Source organism: Stenotrophomonas sp. S49 (genome assembly GCF_016624905.1).
Classification (GTDB): domain Bacteria; phylum Pseudomonadota; class Gammaproteobacteria; order Xanthomonadales; family Xanthomonadaceae; genus Stenotrophomonas.
On sequence record NZ_JACVUD010000018.1, the window covers coordinates 16194 to 38252 of the forward strand.

Annotated in this window: 10 protein-coding genes; 3 read left to right on the forward strand and 7 right to left on the reverse strand. The window is 68.6% G+C overall.

Features of this window, described 5'->3' with window-relative positions; translation table 11 throughout:
• Window positions 1–8: 8 nt before the first annotated feature.
• Together IAE58_RS06210 and IAE58_RS20080 are read right to left on the reverse strand one after the other, a co-directional pair.
• A complete protein-coding gene (locus IAE58_RS06210; RefSeq protein WP_199933066.1) occupies window positions 9–10991 on the reverse strand; it encodes an Ig-like domain-containing protein in 10983 nt (3660 codons plus the stop codon).
• Between the two features lie 110 nt (window positions 10992–11101).
• Window positions 11102–13186 carry a DUF11 domain-containing protein gene (locus IAE58_RS20080; RefSeq protein WP_199933065.1) on the reverse strand — a complete coding sequence of 695 codons (2085 nt, stop codon included), beginning with the start codon at window positions 13184–13186 and terminating at the stop codon, window positions 11102–11104.
• A gap of 432 nt (window positions 13187–13618) precedes the next feature.
• Between IAE58_RS20080 and IAE58_RS06220 the strand changes: the two genes are divergently transcribed.
• Window positions 13619–13969, forward strand: coding sequence for a helix-turn-helix transcriptional regulator (locus IAE58_RS06220; protein WP_233614767.1), 351 nt, complete (start codon window positions 13619–13621; stop codon window positions 13967–13969).
• A 21-nt stretch (window positions 13970–13990) separates the two neighbouring features.
• Here IAE58_RS06220 and ung read toward each other — a convergent pair whose 3' ends face one another.
• From ung to rhlB, 5 genes are all read right to left on the reverse strand, one after another.
• A complete protein-coding gene (gene ung, locus IAE58_RS06225) occupies window positions 13991–14704 on the reverse strand; it encodes a uracil-DNA glycosylase (RefSeq protein ID WP_199933063.1) in 714 nt (237 codons plus the stop codon).
• Window positions 14701–15543: a response regulator gene (locus IAE58_RS06230; RefSeq protein WP_108757344.1), complete on the reverse strand. Its 843-nt coding sequence runs from the start codon at window positions 15541–15543 to the stop codon at window positions 14701–14703. The genes ung and IAE58_RS06230 overlap by 4 nt, the downstream gene beginning before the upstream one ends.
• A gap of 7 nt (window positions 15544–15550) precedes the next feature.
• Complete coding sequence (ftsX, locus tag IAE58_RS06235) at window positions 15551–16498, reverse strand: permease-like cell division protein FtsX (protein ID WP_199933062.1); 948 nt, start codon at window positions 16496–16498, stop codon at window positions 15551–15553.
• Between the two features lie 3 nt (window positions 16499–16501).
• The gene (gene ftsE, locus IAE58_RS06240; RefSeq protein WP_108751049.1) at window positions 16502–17188 is read right to left on the reverse strand and encodes a cell division ATP-binding protein FtsE; all 687 of its coding nucleotides are present in this window, start codon (window positions 17186–17188) and stop codon (window positions 16502–16504) included.
• 211 nt (window positions 17189–17399) lie between these two features.
• Complete coding sequence (gene rhlB / locus IAE58_RS06245) at window positions 17400–19121, reverse strand: ATP-dependent RNA helicase RhlB (RefSeq protein WP_108754356.1); 1722 nt, start codon at window positions 19119–19121, stop codon at window positions 17400–17402.
• A gap of 523 nt (window positions 19122–19644) precedes the next feature.
• Between rhlB and trxA the strand changes: the two genes are divergently transcribed.
• Both trxA and rho read left to right on the forward strand, forming a co-directional pair.
• Entirely contained in the window at window positions 19645–19974 is a 330-nt protein-coding gene (gene trxA, locus IAE58_RS06250; RefSeq protein WP_025878607.1) for a thioredoxin, read from the forward strand.
• Window positions 19975–20201: 227 nt separating this feature from the next.
• Window positions 20202–21953 carry a transcription termination factor Rho gene (gene rho / locus IAE58_RS06255; RefSeq protein ID WP_108754357.1) on the forward strand — a complete coding sequence of 584 codons (1752 nt, stop codon included), beginning with the start codon at window positions 20202–20204 and terminating at the stop codon, window positions 21951–21953.
• The last annotated feature ends 106 nt before the right edge of the window (window positions 21954–22059 follow it).

Sequence of the window (22059 nt, forward strand, 5' to 3'; positions counted from 1 at the left end):
CCCTCTCCTCAGCGGTCCGCGCGGTCAACGGTGGCCGGTGCAGGCAGTACCTGCACCTGCACCCGGTCGGCCCACCCGTCTGGCAACCGCGCCAGCACGGCCTGCTGCAGCACGCGGCCGCGGTCTGCCGCCAACGCCTCCTGGCCCGCCTCGGCACGCACCTGCAGCACCCCACCCTGGCGTGCCTGCAACGCGCTGGCCGCCTTTGCCAGTACCGCCTCGTTGCCAGGTGTCAGTTCGGCGCGGCCCGGTACGAACAGTGCGGGACCGAACTCCAGCCGCAGGGCCGGACGACCGCTGTCGAACCGTGCATCGGGCAGCTGCACGCCGAAGTCGAAGCGCACCGGCAGCCCCGGGGTGATCCGCCGCAGCAGCGGGTTGCGCGTGGTGAAGCGCGCGTCGGCCGGCAGCGTGGTCGGGTCCACCTTCAGGATGAAGTTGCGCCCGCGTGCCTGGCCGCCGTTGATGCCGACCAGGTGGTAGCGGCCGAAGGCATCGGTTTCCATCACCAGGCCTTCCACCGATGCCACGCGCACGCCGGGAATACCGCGCTCACCGTCATCCTGGATGCCGTTGCCGTTGCGGTCTTCGAACACGCTGCCCAGGATCAGGCTCTCGTCCAGCAATGGATCGCCCACCACCTCTACATCGGCAGATGCCACGTTGCCGATGCTGGCGTTGACCGCATCCACCGCGGTCACCCGGTTGGTGTGGATGCCCTGGCCCACGCCGGCGCCCACGCGCAGGTAGTACACCAGCGTGGCGCGGCCGCCGGCGGCGATATCCACCCGTTCCACCCGCAGCGGCGAGCGCGCGCTCACGAACGCGGCGTTGTCCAGGTCGCGGGCCTCGAAGCCCTCCTGCACGAAGGTGAAGCCGGCCGGCAGCGTATCGACCACGTTCACCCCCAGCGCATCCACTTCGCCCAGGTTTTCCACGGTCACCACGTAACGCACCAGCTCGCCCACCTTCACCGTGCGCTGCGCTGCCTGCTTGGTCAGGCGCAGCACGGCACCGCTGGCGGTGACGTTGATGTTCACCCGGCCATCGGCGCAGACCGGGGTGGGAATGGACACGTCGCAGATGTTGTAAGTGAAGGCATCCTGGCCGCTGTAGCCGACGAAGGCGGTGTAGATGCAGACGCCGTCGGTGCAGCCCAGGCGGCCGTAGCGCGGCGCGGCCAGCACGCGCAGCGAACGCGGGTTGATCGGCGCGCCGCTGGTGCTGATGTTGTCCAGCAGCGAGATCGTGACCGGTTCGCCATCGGGCGTGGTCACGGTCTCATCCACCACTTCAACCGCGTTGGCCTGTACCTGCACGGTCACGCTGGCGGTGCCGCACTGCACCGGCGCGGCCTGCGTGCAGACGGTGTAGGCGAAGGTGTCGCTGCCGCTGAACATCGCCGCCGGCGTGTAGCGCACGCTGCCATCGGCCAGTACTTCGGCCGTGCCCGAGGTGGGCGCGGTGCTGATGGTCACCGCCACCGACGCCGGCACCACCGGGCTGCCGGCAACCAGGTCGTTGGCCAGCACCGCCACCACCACCGGGCTGTCCTGCGGCGTCGTAGCGGTATCGTCGGCCGGCTGCACGGGGCTGCCCGCCGGCGGGTTGGCCAGGGTCACCGTGACCGTACCGATGTCGCAGACGCTGGGCTGGTTGACCAGGCAGATCTGGTAGGTGGTGGTGTAGGTGGCACCGGCCACACCGGCGGCCACGTCCACGCTGCCATTGGCCTGGATGGTGATGGCCGTGGTGTTGGTGGGGGTCAGCTGCACCGTGGTCGGGTCCAGCGCGGCGCCGTTGAACGTGTCGTTCACCAGCACGTTCAACACTGCGGTGGCGCCGGTGGCCGGCACATCGGCAATCGCATCATCCACCGCGACCAGGGTGCCACCCGCGGCGCTGACCGTGATGGTCAGCGTGGCGGTATCGCACACGCCGGCATATGGCGCGGGCAGGCACAGCTGGTAGATGAAGGAATCGTTGCCGGTGTAGCCCGCGTTGGGCGTGTACGTGTAACTGCCATTGGCATTGAGCACCACGGTGCCCTGCGCCGGTGCGGTCACCAGCGAGAACACCGAACCGCCGCCGGCATTGTCATTGCCAGCCACGCTGCCACTCAGCGCCTGCCCGGCCGGTGTGGTGGCCACATCGTTCACCGCATCCGGACGCACCAGCACCAGCGCCGTGGCCTGCGCGCAGTTGCCCGTATTGCTGGCTTCGCAGATCTGGTAGGTCAGGTTGAGCGCACCGGCCACGGCACTGCCGGCCACACTGATGATGCCGTTGGCATCGATGCTGACGCCTGCCGGCGGTGCGATCAGCGACACCGTGACCTGCGCCGGTTGCACCGGCACGCCGTTGATCAGGTCATTGCCCAGCACCGACGGCGTGGACCCGCCCGCGCCTGGCAAGGTGGGCGTGCCGCTGAAGTTGTCGCTGACTGCCTGCAGGGTCGTGGCGCTCACGGTCACGCTGACCGACCCGGTGTCGCAGACGTTGAGGTTCGGTGCCGGCAGACAGACCTGGTAAGTGAAGGTATCGGTGCCACTGAAACCCGGGTTCGGGGTATAGCTGATGGTGTTGTCCCCATTCACCACGGCAGTGCCGTTCAGCGGCGCGACGATCACCGTGAACACCGGGTTCAACGGCAGCGTGTCGTTGGCGGCAACGTTCAGCACGGTCGTGCCGGTACCGGCCGACAGCGTGTCATCGGCCGCGTTCGGGCGCACCGCCACCAGTGCGGTGGCCTGCGCGCAGTTGGTCGGCACCGCGTTTTCGCAGACCTGGTAGCTCAGCGTGGTGGCGACCGGAACCAGACCCGCAGCGACGGTGATGACGCCGCTCGGGCTCATGCTGTAGCCGGTGGGCGGCGTGATCAGCGTGGCGGTTACCGGCGTGGTACCCGGCACGATCAGCGCACCGTTGAAGCTGTCGTTCAACAGCACGCTGGTGGTGGTGCCGCCGATGGCCGGCACGATGGGCGTCGCGCTGAAGTCATCGTTCAATGCGCTCACGCTGGTCGTGCCCACGCTGACGGTGACGCTGGCGGTGGAGCACACCCCTGCTGCCGGCGCGGGCAGGCAGACCTGGTAGGTGAAGGTGTCCACACCGGTGAAGCCCGCCGTGGGCGTGTAGCTGATGGTGTTGTCGGCGTTGACGACCGCGGCACCATTGCCCGGCGCCACCAGCACGGTCAGCGTGGGGTTGGACGGCAGCGTGTCGTTGGCAGTGACATTGAGCACCGTGGTGGTGCCGGCCGTTGCCGTCAGGGTGTCGTTGGCCGCAGCAGGACTGACCGCGACCACCGCGGTGGACTGCGCGCAGTTGGTCGGCACCGCGTTCTCGCAGACCTGGTAGGTCAGCGTTGCGGCGGCCGGCGGCGTGCCTGGTGCCACGGTGACCTGCCCGTTGGCGGCCATGCTGTAGCCCGCGGGCGGACTGATCAGGGTTGCGGTGACCGGCGTGGTGCCCGGCACGATCGCAGCGCCGTTGAAGGTGTCGTTGAGCAGCACGCTGGCCGTGGTACCGCCGCTGGCCGGTGCGATCGGCGCGGCGGTGAAGTCATCGGCGGTGGCGACCAGGGTGGTGGCCGCAACGGTGAGGCTGACCGTGGCGGTGTCGCAGACGCCGGCAGCCGGTGCCGGCAGGCACACCTGGTAGATGAAGCTGTCGCTGCCGGTGAAGCCTTCAGACGGCGAATAGCGGATCGTGCCGTCTGCCAGCACCGTGGCCAGGCCGTTGGCGGGCGCAACGGTCACGGTCACCACCGGGTTCAACGGCACGGTGTCGTTGGCCAGCACGTTCAATATGGTGCTGGTACCGGCGGCGGCCAGCAGGGTGTCTGCCACCGCATCCGGGCTGACCGCCACCAGCGCCGTTGCCTGCGCGCAGTTGGTGGGCACGGCGGTTTCGCACACCTGGTAGTTCAGCGTGACCGCCGCAGGCGTGGTGCCGGCCGCAACGCTGATGACTCCCGTTGCGCTCATGCTGTAGCCGGCCACCGGCGTCACCAGCGAGGCAGCAACCGGGGTGGTACCAGGCACGATGGCCGCACCGTTGAACGTGTCGTTCAACAGCACGCTGGCGGTGCTGCCACCGGTGGCGGGTGCGATGGGCGTGCCGCTGAAGTCATCGGCGAGCGCGCTGATGCCATTGGCACCCACCGTCAGGCTGACCGTGGCGGCATCGCAGACCGCACTGCCCGGCGCCGGCAGGCACAACTGGTAGGTGAAGCTGTCCGCGCCGGTGAAGCCGGGCGTCGGCGTGTAGTTGATGCTGCCATCTGGATTGACCGTGGCAGTCCCGTTGGCCGGTGCCGCCGACACGGTCACCACCGGGTTCAGCGGAGCGGTGTCGTTGGCCAGCACGTTGAGCAAGGTGGTGGTCCCCGCCGTCGCGGTCAGGGTGTCCGCCACCGCTTCCGGGCTGACCGCCACGATGGCCGAGGCCACCGCGCAGTTGGTCGGCACCGCGTTTTCGCAGACCTGGTAGTTCAACGTCACCGCGGCAGGCGTGGTACCCGGCGCCACCGTGATCACGCCGGCCGGGCTCATGCTGTAGCCGTTCACCGGCGTCACCAGCGACGCGCTGACCGGCGTGGTGCCCGGCACGATGGCCGCGCCATTGAAGGTGTCGTTCAGCAACACGCTGGCGGTCGTGCCACCGGCCGCCGGAGCGATCGGCGCCGCAGTGAAGTCATCGCCCAGGGCGCTGAGCGTGGTGTTGCTGACGGTCACCGTCACCGTCGCCGAATCACAGACCGTGGCGCCGGGGGCCGGCAGGCAGACCTGGTAGGTGAAGCTGTCGGTGCCGGTGAAGCCCGCCGTTGGGGTGTAGCTGATGCTGCCGTCGGCATTCACCGTGGTGCTGCCATTGGTCGGTGCGACCGACACCGTCACCGTCGGGTTGGCCGGTGCGCGATCGTTGGCCAGTACGTTCAGTACGGTGGTGGCGCCAGCGGCGGCGGGCAGCGCGTCGGCCACCGCCTCCGGGCTGACCGCGACCACGGCGGTGGCAGCCGCGCAGTTGGTCGGCGCCGCGTTCTCGCAGACCTGGTAGTTCAGCGTGGTTGCCGCCGGCGTGGTGCCCGCCGCAACGCTGATCACCCCGTTGGCCGACATGCTGTAGCCGCTGGGCGGCGCCAGCAGCGACGCCGTCACGGCAGTGGTGCCCGGCACGATGGGCACGCCATTGAACGTATCGTTGAGCAGCACGCTGGTGGTGCTGCCGCCGGTGGCCGGCGCGATCGGCGCTGCGGTGAAGTCATCGTTGGCCGCCACCAGCGACGTGTTGCTGACCGCAAGCGATACGGTTGCAGTGGCGCAGACCGTTGCCGCCGGCGCGGGCAGGCACAGCTGGTAGGTGAAGCTGTCGGCACCGGTGTAGCCGGCCGAGGGCGTGTAGCTGATGCTGCCGTCGGCATTGACCGTGGTGGTGCCGTTGGTCGGCGCCGCCGACACGGTCACCACCGGGTTCTGCGGTGCGGTGTCGTTGGCCAACACGTTCAGCACGGTCGTGGTGCCGGCGGTGGCCGGCAGGGTATCGGCCACGGCCACCGGGCTGACCGCGACCACGGCCGAGGCCGACGCACAGTTGCCCGGCACCGCGTTTTCGCAGACCTGGTAGTTCAGCGTCGTCGCCGCCGGCGGCGTTCCTGCGGCCACGGTGATCACGCCGTCGGCTGCCATGCTGTAGCCCGGCACCGTGGTCAGCAGCGAAGCGGTTACCGCCGTGGTGCCCGGCACGATGGCCACGCCATTGAACGTGTCGTTCAACAACACGCTGCTGGTGCTGCCGCCGGCCGCAGGGGCGATCGGGCTGCTGCTGAAATCATCGTTGGCCGCGGTCAGCGTCGTGGCCGCCACGGTGACGGTGACCGCCGCGGTATCGCAGACCGCCGCCGCTGGCGCCGGCAGGCAGACCTGGTAGCTGAAGGTATCGGTGCCGGTGAAACCGGCGGTGGGCGTGTAGCTGATGGTGCCATCGCCATTGACGAGGGTGGTGCCGTTGCCCGCCGCCACCGATACGGTCACCAGCGGGTTCAGCGGCGCGGCATCGTTGGCCAGCACGTTGAGCACGGTGGTGGCGCCGGCAGCCGCCGGCAGTGCATCGGCCACAGCGTCCGGGCTGACCGCCACCAGCGCGGTGGCCGCGGCACAGTTGCCCGGCACCGCGTTTTCGCAGACCTGGTAGTTCAGGGTCGCCGCGGCCGGCGTGGTTCCCGCAGCAACGGTGATCACACCGCTGGCCGAGATCGTGTAACCGGCCGGCGCGGCAATCAGCGTGGCGGTGACCGGTGTAGTGCCCGGCACGATGGGCGCGCCGCTGAAGGTGTCGTTCAACAGCACGCTGCTGGTGCTGCCACCGGTGGCCGGTGCAATCGGGCTGACGCTGAAATCATCGTTGCTGGCCACCAGCGAGGTGGCACTGACCGTCACCGTCACCGTGGCCGAATCGCAGACCGTGCCGCCCGGCGCGGGCAGGCACAGCTGGTAGGTGAAGGTATCGGTACCGGTGAAGCCGGCGGTCGGCGTGTAGCTGATGGTGCCATCGCCATTGGCCACGGCCGTGCCCTGGCTCGGGCCGGCGCTGACGGTGACCACCGGGTTCAGCGGCGCGGCATCGTTGGCCAGCACGTTCAACACCGTGGTGGCGCCTGCGGTGGCCGGCAGGCTGTCGGCGACGGCATCGGGGCTGATCGCCACCAGTGCGGTGGCGGCGGCGCAGTTGGTCGGCACCGCGTTCTCGCACACCTGGTAGCTCAGGGTGGTCGCGGCCGGGCGCGTACCCGCGGCCACACTCACCACACCGTCGGCCGACAGGCTGTAGCCGGACACCGGCGTGACCAGCGATGCGGTGACCGGCGTGGTGCCCGGCACGATCGCACTGCCGCTGAAGGTGTCGTTGAGCAGCACGCTGGTGGTGCTGCCGCCGGCCGCCGGATCGATGGGCGTGGCCAGGAAGCTGTCATTCACCGCGACCAGCGAGGTGGTGCTGACCGTCACCGCCACCGTGGCGCTATCACACACGCTGCCGTGCGGTGCCGGCAGGCACAGCTGGTAAGTGAAGGAATCCGGCCCGCTGAAACTGCCGGTGGGTGTGTAGCTGATGCTGCCATCGGCATTGACCACGGCGCTGCCATTCACCGGCGCCACGCTGACCGTGACCACCGGCGTGGCCGGTGCCACGTCGTTGGCCAGTACATTCAGTACGGTGGTCGCACCGGCAGCGGCCGGCAGTGCATCGTTCACCGCATCCGGGCTCATCACCACCACCGCGGTGGCGGTGGCGCAGTTGGTCGGCGCAGCGGTTTCGCAGACCTGGTAGCCCAGCGCCACCGAGCCCGGCAAGGTACCGGCCGCGACGCTGATGACGCCATTTGCGGCCATGCTGTAGCCGGACACCAGGGTGGTCAGGGTGGCCGTGACAGGCGTGGTCCCCGGCACGATGGCCGCACCATTGAAGGTGTCGTTGAGCAGCACGCTGGCGGTACTGCCACCGCTGGGCGGGACCGCGCTGGCGCTGAAATCATCATTCACCGCCACCAGTGCAGCGGCCGCCAGGGTCAGCGTCACCTGGGCGGTATCGCAGACGGCACCGTCCGGTGCCGGCAGGCACACCTGGTAGGTCAGGGTGTCGGCACCGCTGGCGCCCGCGTTGGCGGTGTACTGCAGGCTGCCGCTGGTCGACAGCACCGCGCTGCCCAGGGTCGGCGGGGTAACCACGGTATAGCTGGCACCGGCAGGCACGTTGTCGTTGGCGGCAAGATTGAAGGTGCCCGGCTGGGTGCCGGTCACGCTGCCGCTGTCATCGACGGCATCGGGCGCAACCAGTACCTGCACAGCGGCGGTATCGCAGGTGCTGCCGCCCTGCTCGCACAGCGAATAGGTGAGCGTGGTGGCACCGGCCGGCGCGTAGCTGGCCACGGTGATGATGCCGTTGGCGTCGATGCTGAAACCGGTGGGCGCGGCCACCAGGTTGGCCGTGACCTGCAGCGGATTCACCGGTGCGCCGTTGAAGCTGTCGTTGGCAAACACCGTGGGCGTGGTGCCGCCGGCACCGGGCGCGAACACGGGGCTGCGGAAGTTGTCATCCACCGCGTCAACGGTGTTGGCCACCACCGTGATCGTGACCGTGCCGGTGGCACAGACGGCCGTATCGGGCGCCGGCAGGCAGACCTGGTACTGCGCGGTCTGCGGCCCGGCCGCGGCCGGTGCATAGCTGAAGCTGCCATTGCCCTGCAGGGTGAAGGTGCCCGCGGCCGGCGGCGTGACCAGGCTGTAGGTCGCCGTTGTGGGCGCGTTGTCGTTCAAGCTGACATCGCCCACAAGGGGCTGCCCGGCCGAGGTGCTGTAGCTGTCGTCGGTGGCAGCGGGCGCCACCACCAGTGCGACCTGCGCGGTGTCGCAGTTGGCGGTACCGGCCTCGCACAGTTCATAGGTCAGGGTCTGCGCACCGGCGGCGGCGCCGGCCGGCACGTTGATCACCCCGGCGCTGGTGAAGGTGTAACCCGGCGGCGGTGCGTTCACCAGGCTCACGCTCACCTGGGCGGACGTCACCGCCGCGCCGTTGAACAGATCGTTGCCCAGCACGCTGGGCGTGCTGCCGCCGGTCACCGGCGAGATGGCTGGCGTGGCGAAGGCATCGTCCACTGCATCGACCGTGTTGGCGGTGATGACAAAGGTGGCCGTCGCCGTCGAGCACACCGCACTGTTCGGTGCGGGCAGGCAGACCTGGTAGCTGGCGCTGTCGGTGCCACTGCTGCCAGCGGCCGAGGTGTAGGTGAAGCCGCCATCGGCGGCCAGCACCAGCGTGCCCTGGGTGGGGGCGACCAGCACGCTGAATTCCGCGCCGGTACCGGTGTTGTCATTGCTGGCCACCGAACCGGTCACGGCCTGGCCCGACTGCACCGGCACGCTGTCGGCCACGGCCGTCGGCGCGACCAGCACCTGCACGCTGGCGGTATCGCAGTTGGCCGGGGCTGCCACTTCGCACAACTGGTAGGCCAGCGTCGTGGCACCCGGCGTGGTGCCTGCGGCCACGGCGATCACGCCGCTGCTGGCATCCAGGCTGAAGCCCGCCACCGGCGCCTGCAGCGTTGCTGTAACCGCTCCGGCGGTGACTACCACGCCATTGAGGGTGTCGTTGCCCAGCACGCTGGGGGTGGTGCCGCCGGCAAGCCCGGGCACCGGGGTGGCGAACAGATCATCGTTGGCCACCAGCGCATTGGCGCCCAGGGTGACGGTGACGGTCGCGGTATCGCACACCGCAGCGTTCGGCGCCGGCAGGCAGACCTGGTAGCCGAACGTGTCGCTGCCGGTGACGCCGGCATTGGGCGTGTAGGTGTAGCTGCCGTCGCTGTTCACGGTCACCACGCCCTTGCTGGCGGCGGTGCCGAGGCTGAAGGTGGAGCCGGCCGGGGTGTTGTCGTTGCTGCCGACGTTGGCGGACACCGGCTGCCCCGCACCTGGCGTGGCGATCGCATCGTCCACCGCGTCGGGAGCGATGACCAGTTGCACGCTGGCCGTATCGCACAGCGTTGGCGCGGCGGTCAGGCAGATGCGGTAGCCCAGGGTGACCGGACCGGCCACGGCGTTGGCCGGCACCGTGACGGCGCCCGCGGCGTTGATCAGATACCCCGCCGGTGCAGTGATCAGCGTGGTGGTCAGGTTGGCCGGCACCACCGCGGCGCCATTGAAGGTGTCGTTGCCCAGCACGCTGGCGGTGGTGCCGCCGCTGGCCGCAGCGATCGGCGCGGCGCTGAAATCATCGTTCACCGCATCGATGGTGTTGGCGGTCAGGTTCACCGTGACCGTTGCGGTGTCACACACCGCCGCGTTCGGTGCCGGCAGGCACACTTGGTAGCCGAAGGTATCGGTGCCGGTGGCGCCCGCGTTGGCGGTGTAGGTGAACGCGCCGCTGGCCTGCAGCACCACGCTGCCCTGGCTGGGCGCCGCGCCGGTCTGCACGAAAGTGGAACCGGTAAAGACATTGTCGTTGCTGGCAACGTTGCCGTTCACCGCCTGCCCGGCCTGCACGGCCACGCTGTCATCCAGCGCATCGGGGCTGACCAGCAAGGTGACCGTGGCGCTGGCGCAGTTGCTGGGCGATGCCGCTTCGCAGATCTGATAGGTCAGGCTGACCGGCCCGGCGGCGGCGGTGGCCGGCACGCTGATGGTGCCGTTGGCCGCGATGGCATAGCCGGACGGCGCGTTGGTCAGCGTGGCGACCACGGCGGCATCGGCGAACGCCGCGCCGGCCAGGGTGTCGTTGCCGAACACGCGCGGCGTGCTGCCACCGCCGCCCGGCGGGAATGGCGCGGCACTGTAGTCATCGTTGTTGGCGACGATGGCGGCCGCCTGCACGGCGATGGTGGGCGTGGTGGCGGTGTTGTCGCCCGGGGTCGGATCGGTGGTGCCCGGCGGCGGCGTGATGGTGGCCGCGTTGGCGGAAATGGTCGCCGGGGTGACGGTGGGCGCGGTGCCGTTCACCAGCACCACCAGCACATCGCCCACGCCCACGTTGACGCCGATGTTCAGGCTGCCGGTGCCCGAGGCCGCCGAGCAGGAGGTGGCCGCTGAAACGGCCGCGCACGTCCAGGTGACCGCGCTCAGCTGCGAAGGCACCGAATCGGTGAGGGTAGCGCCCACCGCCTGCGACGGGCCGGTGTTGCGCACTTCAATGCGGTACTGCACCGCGCCACCGGCCGCGACCGGCACCGGCGTGGTGATGGTCTTGATGATGCTCAGCTGCGCGCTGGCGGCCAGTGCGTTGCTGTCGCTGCTGCTGTTGTTGCCCGGGGTGGGATCGGAGACGTCGGCCGGCGCGGTCACCGTGGCGGTGTTCACCAGCGGGTTGCGGTACGCCTGTGCCTGCGCGCCCGCCATGGCCAGCGTGGCCAGCAGCGCGGTGCCCAGTTGCAGCGCGCGCGCGCGCAGGCAGGCGTGGCCGGGCAGGCAGTTCAAGCGACGGGCGCGGGCGGTGGGCATGCTGTCATCCTCGATAGCACCGCGCAGGCTCTGGCGTTCCCAACCTGCGCGTCACATGAAGCGTCGTTGCTGCCAGGCCGCGCACAGCGCAGCGGCCCGGGTGGATACGGCTAGTACGCGCCCGGATCGGCGCTGAAGCTGACAGGCACGGTGATCGTGGCCTGCCCCCCATTGATCAGGTTCACCCCCAGGCTGACGCTGGTGCCGCCGGCCGCACCGCCACTGGCGGCGCTGCAGGTGCTGCCGGCCGAGGCACTGCAGGTCCACGGCGCGCTCAGGGTGGCGCCCGCCGGCAGCGTGTCGTTGACCTGCGCGGCGGTCACCGCATCGGGGCCAGCGTTGCTGACCGTCAGCACATAGCTGGCGCTGCCACCGGGTGTGTAAGTGGCACTGCCATCGCTCTTGCTGATCGACAGATCGGCCTGGCGCGTGCGGTTGGTGATGCGGCAGACCACGGTAAGCGGCTGCGCCGCCAGCGCCGGCGCGGTGAAGTTGAAGCTCTGGCCGGTGCCGCTGCTTAGCGTGGTGCCGCCCTGGTCCTTGCACTCCCAACTGCTGGCGTAGCGCGCCAGGACCGTGGCGGTGCCTGCGGTTTCGGCCAGCGTGTAGACCGTGCCGGGTGTCGTAACCACTGCCGTGGTGGCACCGTTGTTACCCACGTTGGCCACGCTGGCCAGCACCGTGGCCCCCTGTGCCACGCTCAGGTTGAACACACCGGTATCGGTGGTCGGCGCCAGCGTCTTCACCAGCTGCACCGTGGCAGCGCAGCTCTGCGAAATGCTTTCCACGGTGAACACGGCTTGGCCGATGCGGATGCCCAGCAAGGCCAGCAGGTTGTCGACCACCCCGCCCAGTACGGCGGTCAGCACCGGCCCCACCAGTGCGTTCACCACGGTGCGCAGCGGAGGCAGCAGGGTGGATACCAGCGCGTTGACGATGGTGTTCACCGGCAGTGGCAGGGTAACCAGCGCGTTGACCAGACGCACCACCGGCGTACCGCTGGTGATGGTCACATCCAGCGAATTGATCAGCGAGGTGACCATGGTGCTGGCGCTGACCGTGCCCGCGGTAAGCGTGCGTGTCTGTGGAAATGCACCGGGTACCACCACCGACTGCACGCCGGGCGTGGCGGTGGCGACGGCGCGCACCGACACGGTCAGCGGCACATCCACGTCGGCCACTTTCACGCTGGTGGACAACAGGCTGACCGCAACGGTTACGTTCAACGTGGTGGCGTTGATCGGGGTCACGCTGGCCGGCGTAAGCACGGCGCTGCGGTTGAAGAACACCGCGTCGCTGATCGTGCCCACGTACAGATTCACCAGGCCCGGCCGCGCCTGCAGGGTGACCGCGTTGCTGGCCAGGCTGACCGCGCTGATGGTGCCTTCGGCGCGTGCTACATCGGCGTAGACCGACAGATGCACCAGCGAGGCATTGATGCTCGTACCCGACAGCGAGACCAGCCCGCCCACGTTCAGGCCGTTCACCGCCGAGATCAGCGGCGCCACGTTCAGGCCCTGCACGATGTCGAAATCCAGCTTGAGGCGGATCGCCGCGCTGTGGAAGCTGGTTCCGACCGGGCCGCAGTTGAACACCGGCGGTTCGACCACCTGCGCCCACACGCGCACGTTGGCCAGCCCGCCCAGACCCAACGGCGCCAACTGGGCGGTGGTCAGGGTGATCGGCGTGGGCGTGGTGACCACGTTGCGGAAGTTGTACAGCTGCACGCCGCCGGTGATCAGGTCCAGCACGTCCAGGTTCACCGTGGCCAGCGAACCCGGCGGCAGGCTGACCTGCAGCAGATCGGCCAGACGGATGTTGCCGGTCAGCCCGCCGATGGAGGGGCTGAGCAGACCCAGCGCGCTGGCCGCGGCGGTCTTGCCGTCGGCCTGCAGCACCGACACCATCGCCGCCTGCAGCTGGGCCAGGGTGATGTTGGCGTTCAACACCTGGCTGGGATCGCTGACCACCACGCCGCCGTTGAGCTGGGTCAGCAGCGCGTTGAGGTTTATGTCGGCGCCGGCCAGGTTGTTCCAGTCCAACGCGGTGAGCTGGACGCTGGTGCCGGGCAGCAGCGTGCTGAACAACAGATTCAACACCGGGCTCTGGGTGGAATCGACCGATACCAGACGCGGCCCGGCCGAGACACAGGCGCCATTGGCGGTACAGGCATCCTGGGCGCGGGCCGTCGGCACGACCATTATTAATGTGCACAGGATCACACTAAATAGCAGGACATTTACTTTGGTGAGTAACACTGACACCCGCTTCACGACTGAAGCCTTATCCATCGCCCCATCCCCTGCGCCGCGGCTGCACGCGCCCAGCACCGCCCGGACATTGCCGGTGATGAGGCATGTGACGCACACGCTTCGATGTTTCTGATGTTTTCCGGCGCTGCGTGGCCGGTTGAGCGATTAATTACGTTTGCGCGCGCAGGGGTCAAACAAGACGGCGTGAAGACCGTAGTAAGCAGCACTGTCGCCAGGGAGGAGACGATGGGAAACCCAGGTGCGGCAAGGGCAGACAGTCATTTTGTACAGGCGCATAAAAGAATCGCTGCCCGGTAAGTATCGATAACCACCCATCAACTAGGGACAGGGAAAGGGGGAATACCGATGTTGTCGATGGCTGATCGAATCCGCGGTGCACGCACGGCGGCTGGACTTTCACAGACACAGCTGGCACAGGAAACCGGGGTGAAGCGCAGTGCGGTGGCGCAGTGGGAGCGGCGCGGCGGCACCCATCCCAGCGTGTCGCATCTGGCCCGGATCGCGGTGGTGACCCAGGTCCGTTTCGAATGGCTGGCCACCGGCCGCGGCTGCGGAAAGCCCGATGATGAGGAACTGGGTGCGGCGCCCCCCAGCGCCGACTACGCGCGCAACGACCTGGAGGGCAACATCCTGTCGCTGGTACGGCGGCTGCCACCGCGCAAGCGACAGGTGGCGCACGACATCATCGAGATGCTGGGCGTGTGACGCTGCGGCGTGCCTGCCGGATTACAGGCGGGCGCGCGGCGGCAGCGACCAGTCGATCGGCGCGTGGCCCTGGCGCTGCAGGTAGTCGTTGGCCATCGAGAAATGGCGGCAGCCCAGGAAACCGCGATGTGCCGACAACGGTGAGGGATGCGGCGCCTTCAGCACGCGGTGGCGGCCGGTGTCGATCACCTTGCCCTTCTTCTGCGCGTACGCGCCCCAGAGCATGAACACCAGGCCGTCGCGTTCGCGGTTCAGCACGTCCACCACGTGGTCGGTGAAGCCTTCCCAGCCGCGGCCCTGGTGGGCGCCGGCACTGCCCTCCTCCACCGTCAGCACCGCGTTCAACAGCAGCACGCCGCGCTGCGCCCACGGCAGCAGGCAGCCGTGATCGGGCCGGGCAATGCCCAGGTCGCCTTCGATCTCTTTGTAGATGTTCAGCAGCGAAGGCGGCACCGGCACGCCGGGCTGCACCGAGAAGCTCAGGCCATGGGCCTGACCCTGGCCGTGGTAGGGGTCCTGGCCCAGCACCACCACCTTCACCTGCTCGAACGGGGTGGCGTCGAACGCGGCGAAGATCTGCGGCCCCGGCGGGAACACCGCTGCGCCGCTGGCCTTGCGCTGGCGCAGGAACGCGGACAGCTCGCGCATCTGCGGCTGCAGCAGATAATCGCCCACGCGCTGTTTCCAGCTCGGCTCCAGCTGGATCGCCGGGGTTCCCACTACTTCGTCGATCATTTCAATACGGGTCCATCGTTCAAGCGGGCCAGGCGCAACTGGAACAGCACCTTGGTCACCAGCAGGCGTTCTTCGATCGGCTTGAGCACCAGATCGTTGGCACCGGCCTGCAGCAGGCCGGTCTGGTTATGTGGATTGCCGTCGCCGGTCATCACCAGCACCGGCAGGCGGCGCTTGCCGTAACCGAAATCCACGCGCACGCGCTGCACCACGTCACGCCCGCTCAGTTCCCCCTTCAGGGTCACGTCGGTCAGCACCAGGTCGATGCGGTGGCGGCTGCGGCCCAGCGATTCGGCGGTGAGCAGGGTGAAGGCTTCTTCGGCACTGACCACGTGCAGCACGTTCAACTGCTGCCGTTCCAGCATGCGCTTGGTGGCCTCGGCCACGACCCGGCTGTCTTCCACGTACAGAATGGTGGCGCCAGGAATGGTCTGCGGCTGCACGTAGCCACGGATGAACGTCGCCAGTGCTTCGTGGCCCAGCGACTTGTCGAAATAGTCGGTAACGAATTCGGTGAAGCGGCGCTGCTCCAGGTGCTGCTGCGCGTCGCCTGACACCACGATCACCGGCACATAGGCCTGGCCGGCGGCCTCTCGCACCTTGCGGGCCAAGTCCAGGCCGTCGCCATCGCGCAGGGTGAGCGAGGTGGTGACCAGATCCACCGGCCCCTGCGCCAGCACCTGCTGCGCCTCTTCAATGCTGTCGCAGCCGATCACCTCCACGCCGGGCAGGTCGCGCTGCAGCACGTCGGCAATCAACTTGCGGACCAGCTTGGAACCGTCGACCACCATCACCCGCGTCGCGGGCCCTTCAATATGCTTCAGCGCTTGCGGTTGCATGCAGGTCTCAGGTGTCGGTGGGGCGGGTCTGGCGCAGGAAGTGGCCGGTGACCAGCCACGCCCCCAGCCAGCCCAGCAGCAACGTGCCCAGCAGCACCAGGCTGCCGTGCAGCAGGTCCAGCCCGTGCAGTACGAACGGGCTGCCATAGCTGCGCGAAAGGTCGGCCAGCGGTGCGCGCAATGCGGCACCGGCCACGCCGATCAGCGCGAGCGCCACGGCACCGGCGCCCAGGCCATACCACGCGCCCAGGTAGAGGAACGGGCGGCGGATGAAGCCATCGCTGGCGCCCAGCAGCTGCAGCACGCCGATTTCCTCGCGGCGGGCCTGGATATCCAGGCGCACGGTGTTGCCCACCACCAGCGCGGCGCCCATGCCCAGCAGCACCGACAGCACCTGCACCAGCCGCGCGCCGAACGCCAGCCAGGCATCCAGTCGCTTGCGCCACAACGCATCGTGCTGCACCAGGTCGGCACCGGGCAGGCTTTCCAGCGCGCGCGCCAGACGCGCGTCATCCTGGCCCTGCGCCGGGGTCACCACCAGCAGCGAGGGCAGCGGGTTGTCGTTGAGGGCGTCGATCGCCTCGCCCAGGCCGGCGTGGCGCAGTTCCTCCAGGCCCTGTTCGGGCGTGCGCACGGCCACGTTGGCCACGTCCTGGCGGTCGCGCAGTTCGCCGGCCAGGCGCAGCGCGCCGGGACCGTCCACATCGGCCTTCAGGAACACGTTGATGTCGCGCGACTGCTGCACGCTGCCGGCGAACTGTTTCAGGTTGTCCAGCGCGATGGACAGCCCCAGCGGCAGCGCCAGTGCCAGCGCCATGACCATCACGGTCAGCAGGGTGGCCCACGGCTTGCGGCAGGCGCGGCCCAGGCTGAACACCACGCTGTGTACGTGGTGCTGGATCCACACGCCCAGGCGCGAGGGTGCGGCGGCTTCGGCGTTTTCGTTCTTGGCCATCGGTTACTCCGCCAGATCCTGCGGCGAGATGTCATCCACGAGCCGGCCGTGGTCCAGGATCAATACGCGCTTGCGCATGCGGCGCAGCAGCGGCAGGTCGTGGCTGACCACCAGCACGCTGGTGCCGCGCGAAGGCAGTTCGGCGAACAGGGCCATGATCTCGGCGGCCAAGGTCGGGTCGAGGTTGCCGGTCGGCTCGTCGGCCACCAGCAGCTTGGGTTCGCCCACGATGGCGCGGGCAATGCCCACGCGCTGCTGCTCACCGGCCGACAGCTGCGACGGCAGTGCCTTTTCGCGGTGGCCCAGGCCCATGCGTTCCAGCACCGAGCGCACGCGCTTGCCGATATCGGCCCGGCGCGTGCCGCGCAGGATCAGCGGCAGGGCTACGTTCTCGGCGATGGACCGGTCCATCAGCAGGCGATGGTCCTGGTAGACCGCGCCGACCGCGCGACGGTGGCGCGGCACATCGCCGCCGCGCACCTTCAGCAGGTTGCGATCGTCGAACACCACCGCGCCGCGGCTCGGTCGTTCGTCCAGGTGGATAAGCCGCAGCAGGGTGCTCTTGCCCGCCCCGGAATGGCCGGTGACGAACAGCATTTCGCCGGGGGCCACTTCGAAGCTGACATCGATCAGCGCCTCGTGGCCACCGGCGTACTGTTTGCTGACATTGTCAAAGCGCAGGACACTCATGCCCCGATTATGCAGGACCGACGCGACGGATCGGTAGCGCCGGGCCATGCCCGGCAGAATCTCGTTCAACCGCTGCGCTCGCCGGGCATGGCCCGGCGCTACCCGATGATCGGCGGCGCTTGGTAGCGCCAGGCCATGCCTGGCGGAATCTCGATCTGCCGCTGCGCTCGCCGGGCATGGCCCGGCGCTACCCGCTGATCGGCGGCGCCGATCAGCTGCCCGACAGCATCCGGCGGATCTTGCGGCCGATGCGGGTCAGGAACGAATCACCGGTATCGGCGGCGGTGCGCACCGGCTTGGCCACCACCTGCACCGGGGTGACCGGGTTGGCGCCGTTGCCCGACGAGGTCTGCACGCCTTCGGCGCCTTCGACCGGACGGCCGTGGCGACGACGACGGCGCTTGCGCGGCTTGCGCTCGCCCTCGGCGGCGCCTTCCACTGCACCTTCGGCGCGCGGCGGGCGCGGCGGACGCGGGGCCTGGGCCACGGCGGCCTCGGCACCCTCGACCGGAGCGGCGGCCGTCTGCTCGCCTTCCACGCGCGGCTTGCGCGGGCCACGCGGGCGACGCTCGCCACTGCGTTCACCGTCACGGCGCTCGCCACGGCCACCGCCGGAGCGGCCACCACTGCGGCCACCGCCACGGCGCTCTTCCTCGGCAGCGCGGGCTTCGCGCGCTTCACGGAAGATCTGGCCGACGCTCTCGTTCTCCTCGCCTTCTTCGCCAGCGGCCGGGGCCGGACGTTCCGGGCGCGGCAGCGGGGTCAGCAGTTCCTTGGTAACCGGCTCGGACGGAATCTTCTGCTCGATGTAAGCCTCGATGTCCGGCAGGCCCATCGCGTAGCGCTCGCAGGCGAAGCTGATCGCATCACCCTCTTCGCCCAGGCGCGCGGTACGGCCGATGCGGTGCACGTAGTCTTCGGCATCGAACGGCAGATCGTAGTTGTAGACGTACTTGATGCCGTCGATGTGCAGGCCGCGGGCGGCCACGTCGGTGGCCACCAGGATTTCCAGCTGGCCCTTCTGGAAGCGGTTGAGCAGGCTCTCACGCTTCTTCTGCGGCACGTCACCGGACAGCACGCCCACGCGGTAGCCGGCCTTTTCCAGCGAACGCGCCACGCGCTCGACGAACACCTTGGTGTTGACGAAGACCATGGTGCGCGCGCCTTCGCTGCGCGACAGCAGGCCCAGCAGCAGCGGGATCTTCTCGTCGTCGGCCGGGAAGTAGATGCGCTGGCGCACGCGCGCAGCGGTAATGGTCTCGGCTTCGACCACCAGCTTCTGCGGCTCGTTCATGTGTTCGTAGGCCAGCTCCAGCACGCGGTGGCTGAGGGTGGCGCTGAACAGCAGGGTCTGCCGGGTGGTGCGCTCGGGCATGCGGCGCAGCAGGAAGCGGATGTCCTTGATGAAGCCCAGGTCGAACATGCGGTCGGCTTCGTCCAGCACGCAGATTTCGCAGGCGTGCAGCGAAACCACCTTGTGCTGCTTCACATAGTCGATCAAGCGGCCCGGGGTGGCGATGATCACGTCCACGCCCTGCTGCAGCAGCTCGCGCTGCTTGTCGTAGTCCACGCCGCCGTAGACCAGGGCGAAACGCAGGCCCAGGTCGGAACCGAACTTCACCGCATCCTTGTGGATCTGGATGGCCAGTTCGCGGGTCGGCGCCAGGATCAGTGCGCGCGGATCTTCCGGCTTGCGGTCGGCCAGCGCCGGGCGCGTCAGCAGGCGATTTACGACAGCGACCAGGAAGGCCAGCGTCTTGCCGGTGCCGGTCTGGGCCTGGCCGGCGACATCGCCACCGGGCAGCGCGACCGGCAGGGTCAGCGCCTGGATGGGGGTGCAACGGGTGAATCCGGCTCCTTCAAGGCCCGCCTGCAGGGCCGGGTGCAGCTCGAAGGAGGAGAAGGTCAAATCGGTCAGCGGTTTGTCGCTCATGAGTCCGTCTTGGTATGGCCGCCGGCCCGTGGGGCGGCTGGCACTTCATCGTCTAGGGGCACCGTCGCAAACTGCGGCCCCTGCGGCGGGTTGGCAGGCTGGGACCACCCGGTCCGCACGCCGCACAATGCCTCAGTTTACCGCAACCGGGCCGGCAATCCCGCGCACCTGTCTCAGCCAGCCAAGAGACGCGCCCTGCAGCCCCCTCTTCACCCAGCCACACCGCACTTGAACGCCCGCCGCAGGCGGGGCCTGGGCCGGCCGTCAGGTGCCCCCATATTCCGGGAAGACAGTGAAATCCGACACATACCGTCGTCGGACACGGTCACGATACGCTGGGTTCCAGCCAGCCTCTGTCCCCGCGCTGCGATAGGGGTACACTGCCGGCCGTGAGCGTCCAGGCATCCCGCCGAACGCACCGTGGCATACCGCCGCGAGGCAACGACGAGGGTCGCGCCACCGGGCATGGCCCAGTTCACCCACCTCCGGCCTGGCCGGGTGCAATCCAAGACGAGAAACCAAGATGAGCGACAAGGTTGTACACGTCGGCGATGCCGACTTCGATAGCGCAGTGCTGAATTCCAAGGAACCGGTGCTGGTCGATTTCTGGGCCGAGTGGTGTGGCCCGTGCAAGATGATCGCCCCGGCGCTGGACGAACTGGCCGACGCCTACCAGGGCCGCGCCAAGATCGCCAAGGTCAATGTCGACAACAACCGTGCGCTGGCCGCCAAGTACCACGTGCGTTCCATTCCCTACCTGGTCGTCTTCAAGGACGGCGAAAAGGTGGGCGAGCAGATCGGTGCGGTGGGCAAGGCCCAGCTGGCCGGCCTGCTGGACAAGGCCCTGGCCTGATCCTGCTGTTCCACGGCAGCCGCTGACCGCGGCTGCCGCTGGGTGCCCCGCGCCCGCATGAATGCCACTCCCGGTGACCCTTGCAAGGCGCCGCGGGCCGATGATAGTGTCGGCATATCCGGCCGCGTTCGCGTGCCGCACCCTCTGGACGCAGTTTCTTCCAGACCCATTCCCAACGTTCGCCGCCCCAGCCGGGCGCTCGCACCTTCAAGCGAGGAATAACGCTCTTGTCCGATCACACTTCCGAAACCGGCAGCGCCGATGCGCCCGCCGAAAAGCGCGTGCGCAAGCCCCGCGTGAGCAAGGCCGCCGCTCCGGCAGCCGCCGAAACCAGCGCTGCCCCCGCGCAGCCGACCCTGCCGCTGGCAGCCGCGCCCGAAGCGCCGGCACCGGCCGCAGCCGCCCCCGCGCCGAGCGCGCCCGCCGCTGAAGCCCCCGCCTCCGGCGGCGGTGACGCCGGCGAAGGCCGCGAATCCGGCCAGCCGCGCCAGCAGAACCACCAGGGTGGTCAGGGTGGCGGCCAGAACCAGGGCCAGAACAACAATCCCTACAACCAGAACGGCCAGCAGGGCCAGGGCAACCGCCGCGACCGCTTCCGCAACCGTCGCGACCGTGACCGCAACCGCGGTGGCCGCGATGACGGCATGCCGCAGGACGGCGGCGAGCAGCAGCCCTTCGTGCCGCGCCCGCACGCCAACGTGCCGGAAGGTTTCCCGGTCTATTCGCTGAGCGACCTCAAGCGCATGCCGGCGCAGAAGCTGCTGGAAATCGCCGAGCAGCTGCAGATCTCCGAAGGCGTCGCCCGCGCCCGCAAGCAGGACGTGATCTTCGCCCTGCTGAAGGTGCTGACCCGCCACGGTGACGGCGTCGCCGCCGACGGCGTGCTGGAAATCCTGCCGGACGGCTTCGGCTTCCTGCGCGCGGCCGAAGCCAGCTACCTGGCCGGCCCGGACGATACCTACATCTCGCCCAGCCAGATCCGCCGCTTCAACCTGCGCACCGGCGACCACATCTCCGGCCGCATCCGCTTCCCGAAGGACGGCGAGCGCTACTTCGCACTGAACATCGTCGACACCATCAATGGTGAGCCGATCGAAGCGTCGAAGAACAAGGTGCTGTTCGAGAACCTGACCCCGCTGTTCCCGCGTCGCCGCTTCACCCTCGAGCGCGGCAACGGCTCGTCCGAAGACATCACCGGCCGCATCCTCGACCTGATGGCGCCGCAGGGCAAGGGCCAGCGTTCGCTCATCGTTTCCCAGCCGAAGGCCGGTAAGACGATGATGATGCAGCAGGTGGCGACGGCCATCACCACCAACCACCCGGACGTGCACCTGATCGTGCTGCTGATCGACGAGCGCCCGGAAGAAGTGACCGAAATGCAGCGCACCGTGCGCGGCGAAGTCATCAGCTCGACCTTCGACGAACCGGCCGCACGCCACGTGCAGGTGGCCGAAATGGTGATCGAGCGCGCCAAACGCCTGGTCGAACACAAGAAGGACGTGGTGATCCTGCTGGACTCGATCACCCGCCTGGCACGCGCCTACAACAACGTGGTGCCGAGCTCGGGCAAGGTGCTGACCGGTGGTGTGGACGCCAACGCCCTGCACCGCCCGAAGCGCTTCTTCGGTGCTGCGCGCAACGTGGAAGAAGGCGGCAGCCTGACCATCATCGCCACCGCGCTGGTCGACACCGGCTCGAAGATGGACGAGGTGATCTACGAAGAGTTCAAGGGCACCGGCAACAGCGAAGTGCACCTGAGCCGTCGCATCGCTGAAAAGCGTGTGTTCCCGGCCATCGACATCAACCGTTCGGGCACCCGCCGCGAAGACCTGCTGATCGAACCGGAACTGCTGCAGAAGATCTGGATCCTGCGCAAGCTGCTGCATCCGATGGATGAAATGGCCGCGATGGAATTCCTGCTGGACAAGATGAAGAACACCAAGTCCAACGACGAGTTCTTCGGTTCCATGAAGCGATAAGAAAAAAGCCCCGCATTGCGGGGCTTTTTTTGCTTTCGGGACGGCCCCATCCACGCATGGCGTGGATCTACCGGTAGCGCCGGGCCATGCCCGGCGGATGCATCCC

What these genes read in the sequence shown, in the direction of transcription:
- IAE58_RS06220 (WP_233614767.1), top strand. Translation starts at nt 13,619, where the DNA reads ATGGCTGATCGAATCCGCGGTGCACGCACGGCGGCTGGACTTTCACAG.
- IAE58_RS06230 (WP_108757344.1), bottom strand. Translation starts at nt 15,543, where the DNA reads ATGCAACCGCAAGCGCTGAAGCATATTGAAGGGCCCGCGACGCGGGTG.
- ung (WP_199933063.1), bottom strand. Translation starts at nt 14,704, where the DNA reads ATGATCGACGAAGTAGTGGGAACCCCGGCGATCCAGCTGGAGCCGAGC.
- ftsE (WP_108751049.1), bottom strand. Translation starts at nt 17,188, where the DNA reads ATGAGTGTCCTGCGCTTTGACAATGTCAGCAAACAGTACGCCGGTGGC.
- rhlB (WP_108754356.1), bottom strand. Translation starts at nt 19,121, where the DNA reads ATGAGCGACAAACCGCTGACCGATTTGACCTTCTCCTCCTTCGAGCTG.
- IAE58_RS06210 (WP_199933066.1), bottom strand. Translation starts at nt 10,991, where the DNA reads ATGCCCACCGCCCGCGCCCGTCGCTTGAACTGCCTGCCCGGCCACGCC.
- trxA (WP_025878607.1), top strand. Translation starts at nt 19,645, where the DNA reads ATGAGCGACAAGGTTGTACACGTCGGCGATGCCGACTTCGATAGCGCA.
- ftsX (WP_199933062.1), bottom strand. Translation starts at nt 16,498, where the DNA reads ATGGCCAAGAACGAAAACGCCGAAGCCGCCGCACCCTCGCGCCTGGGC.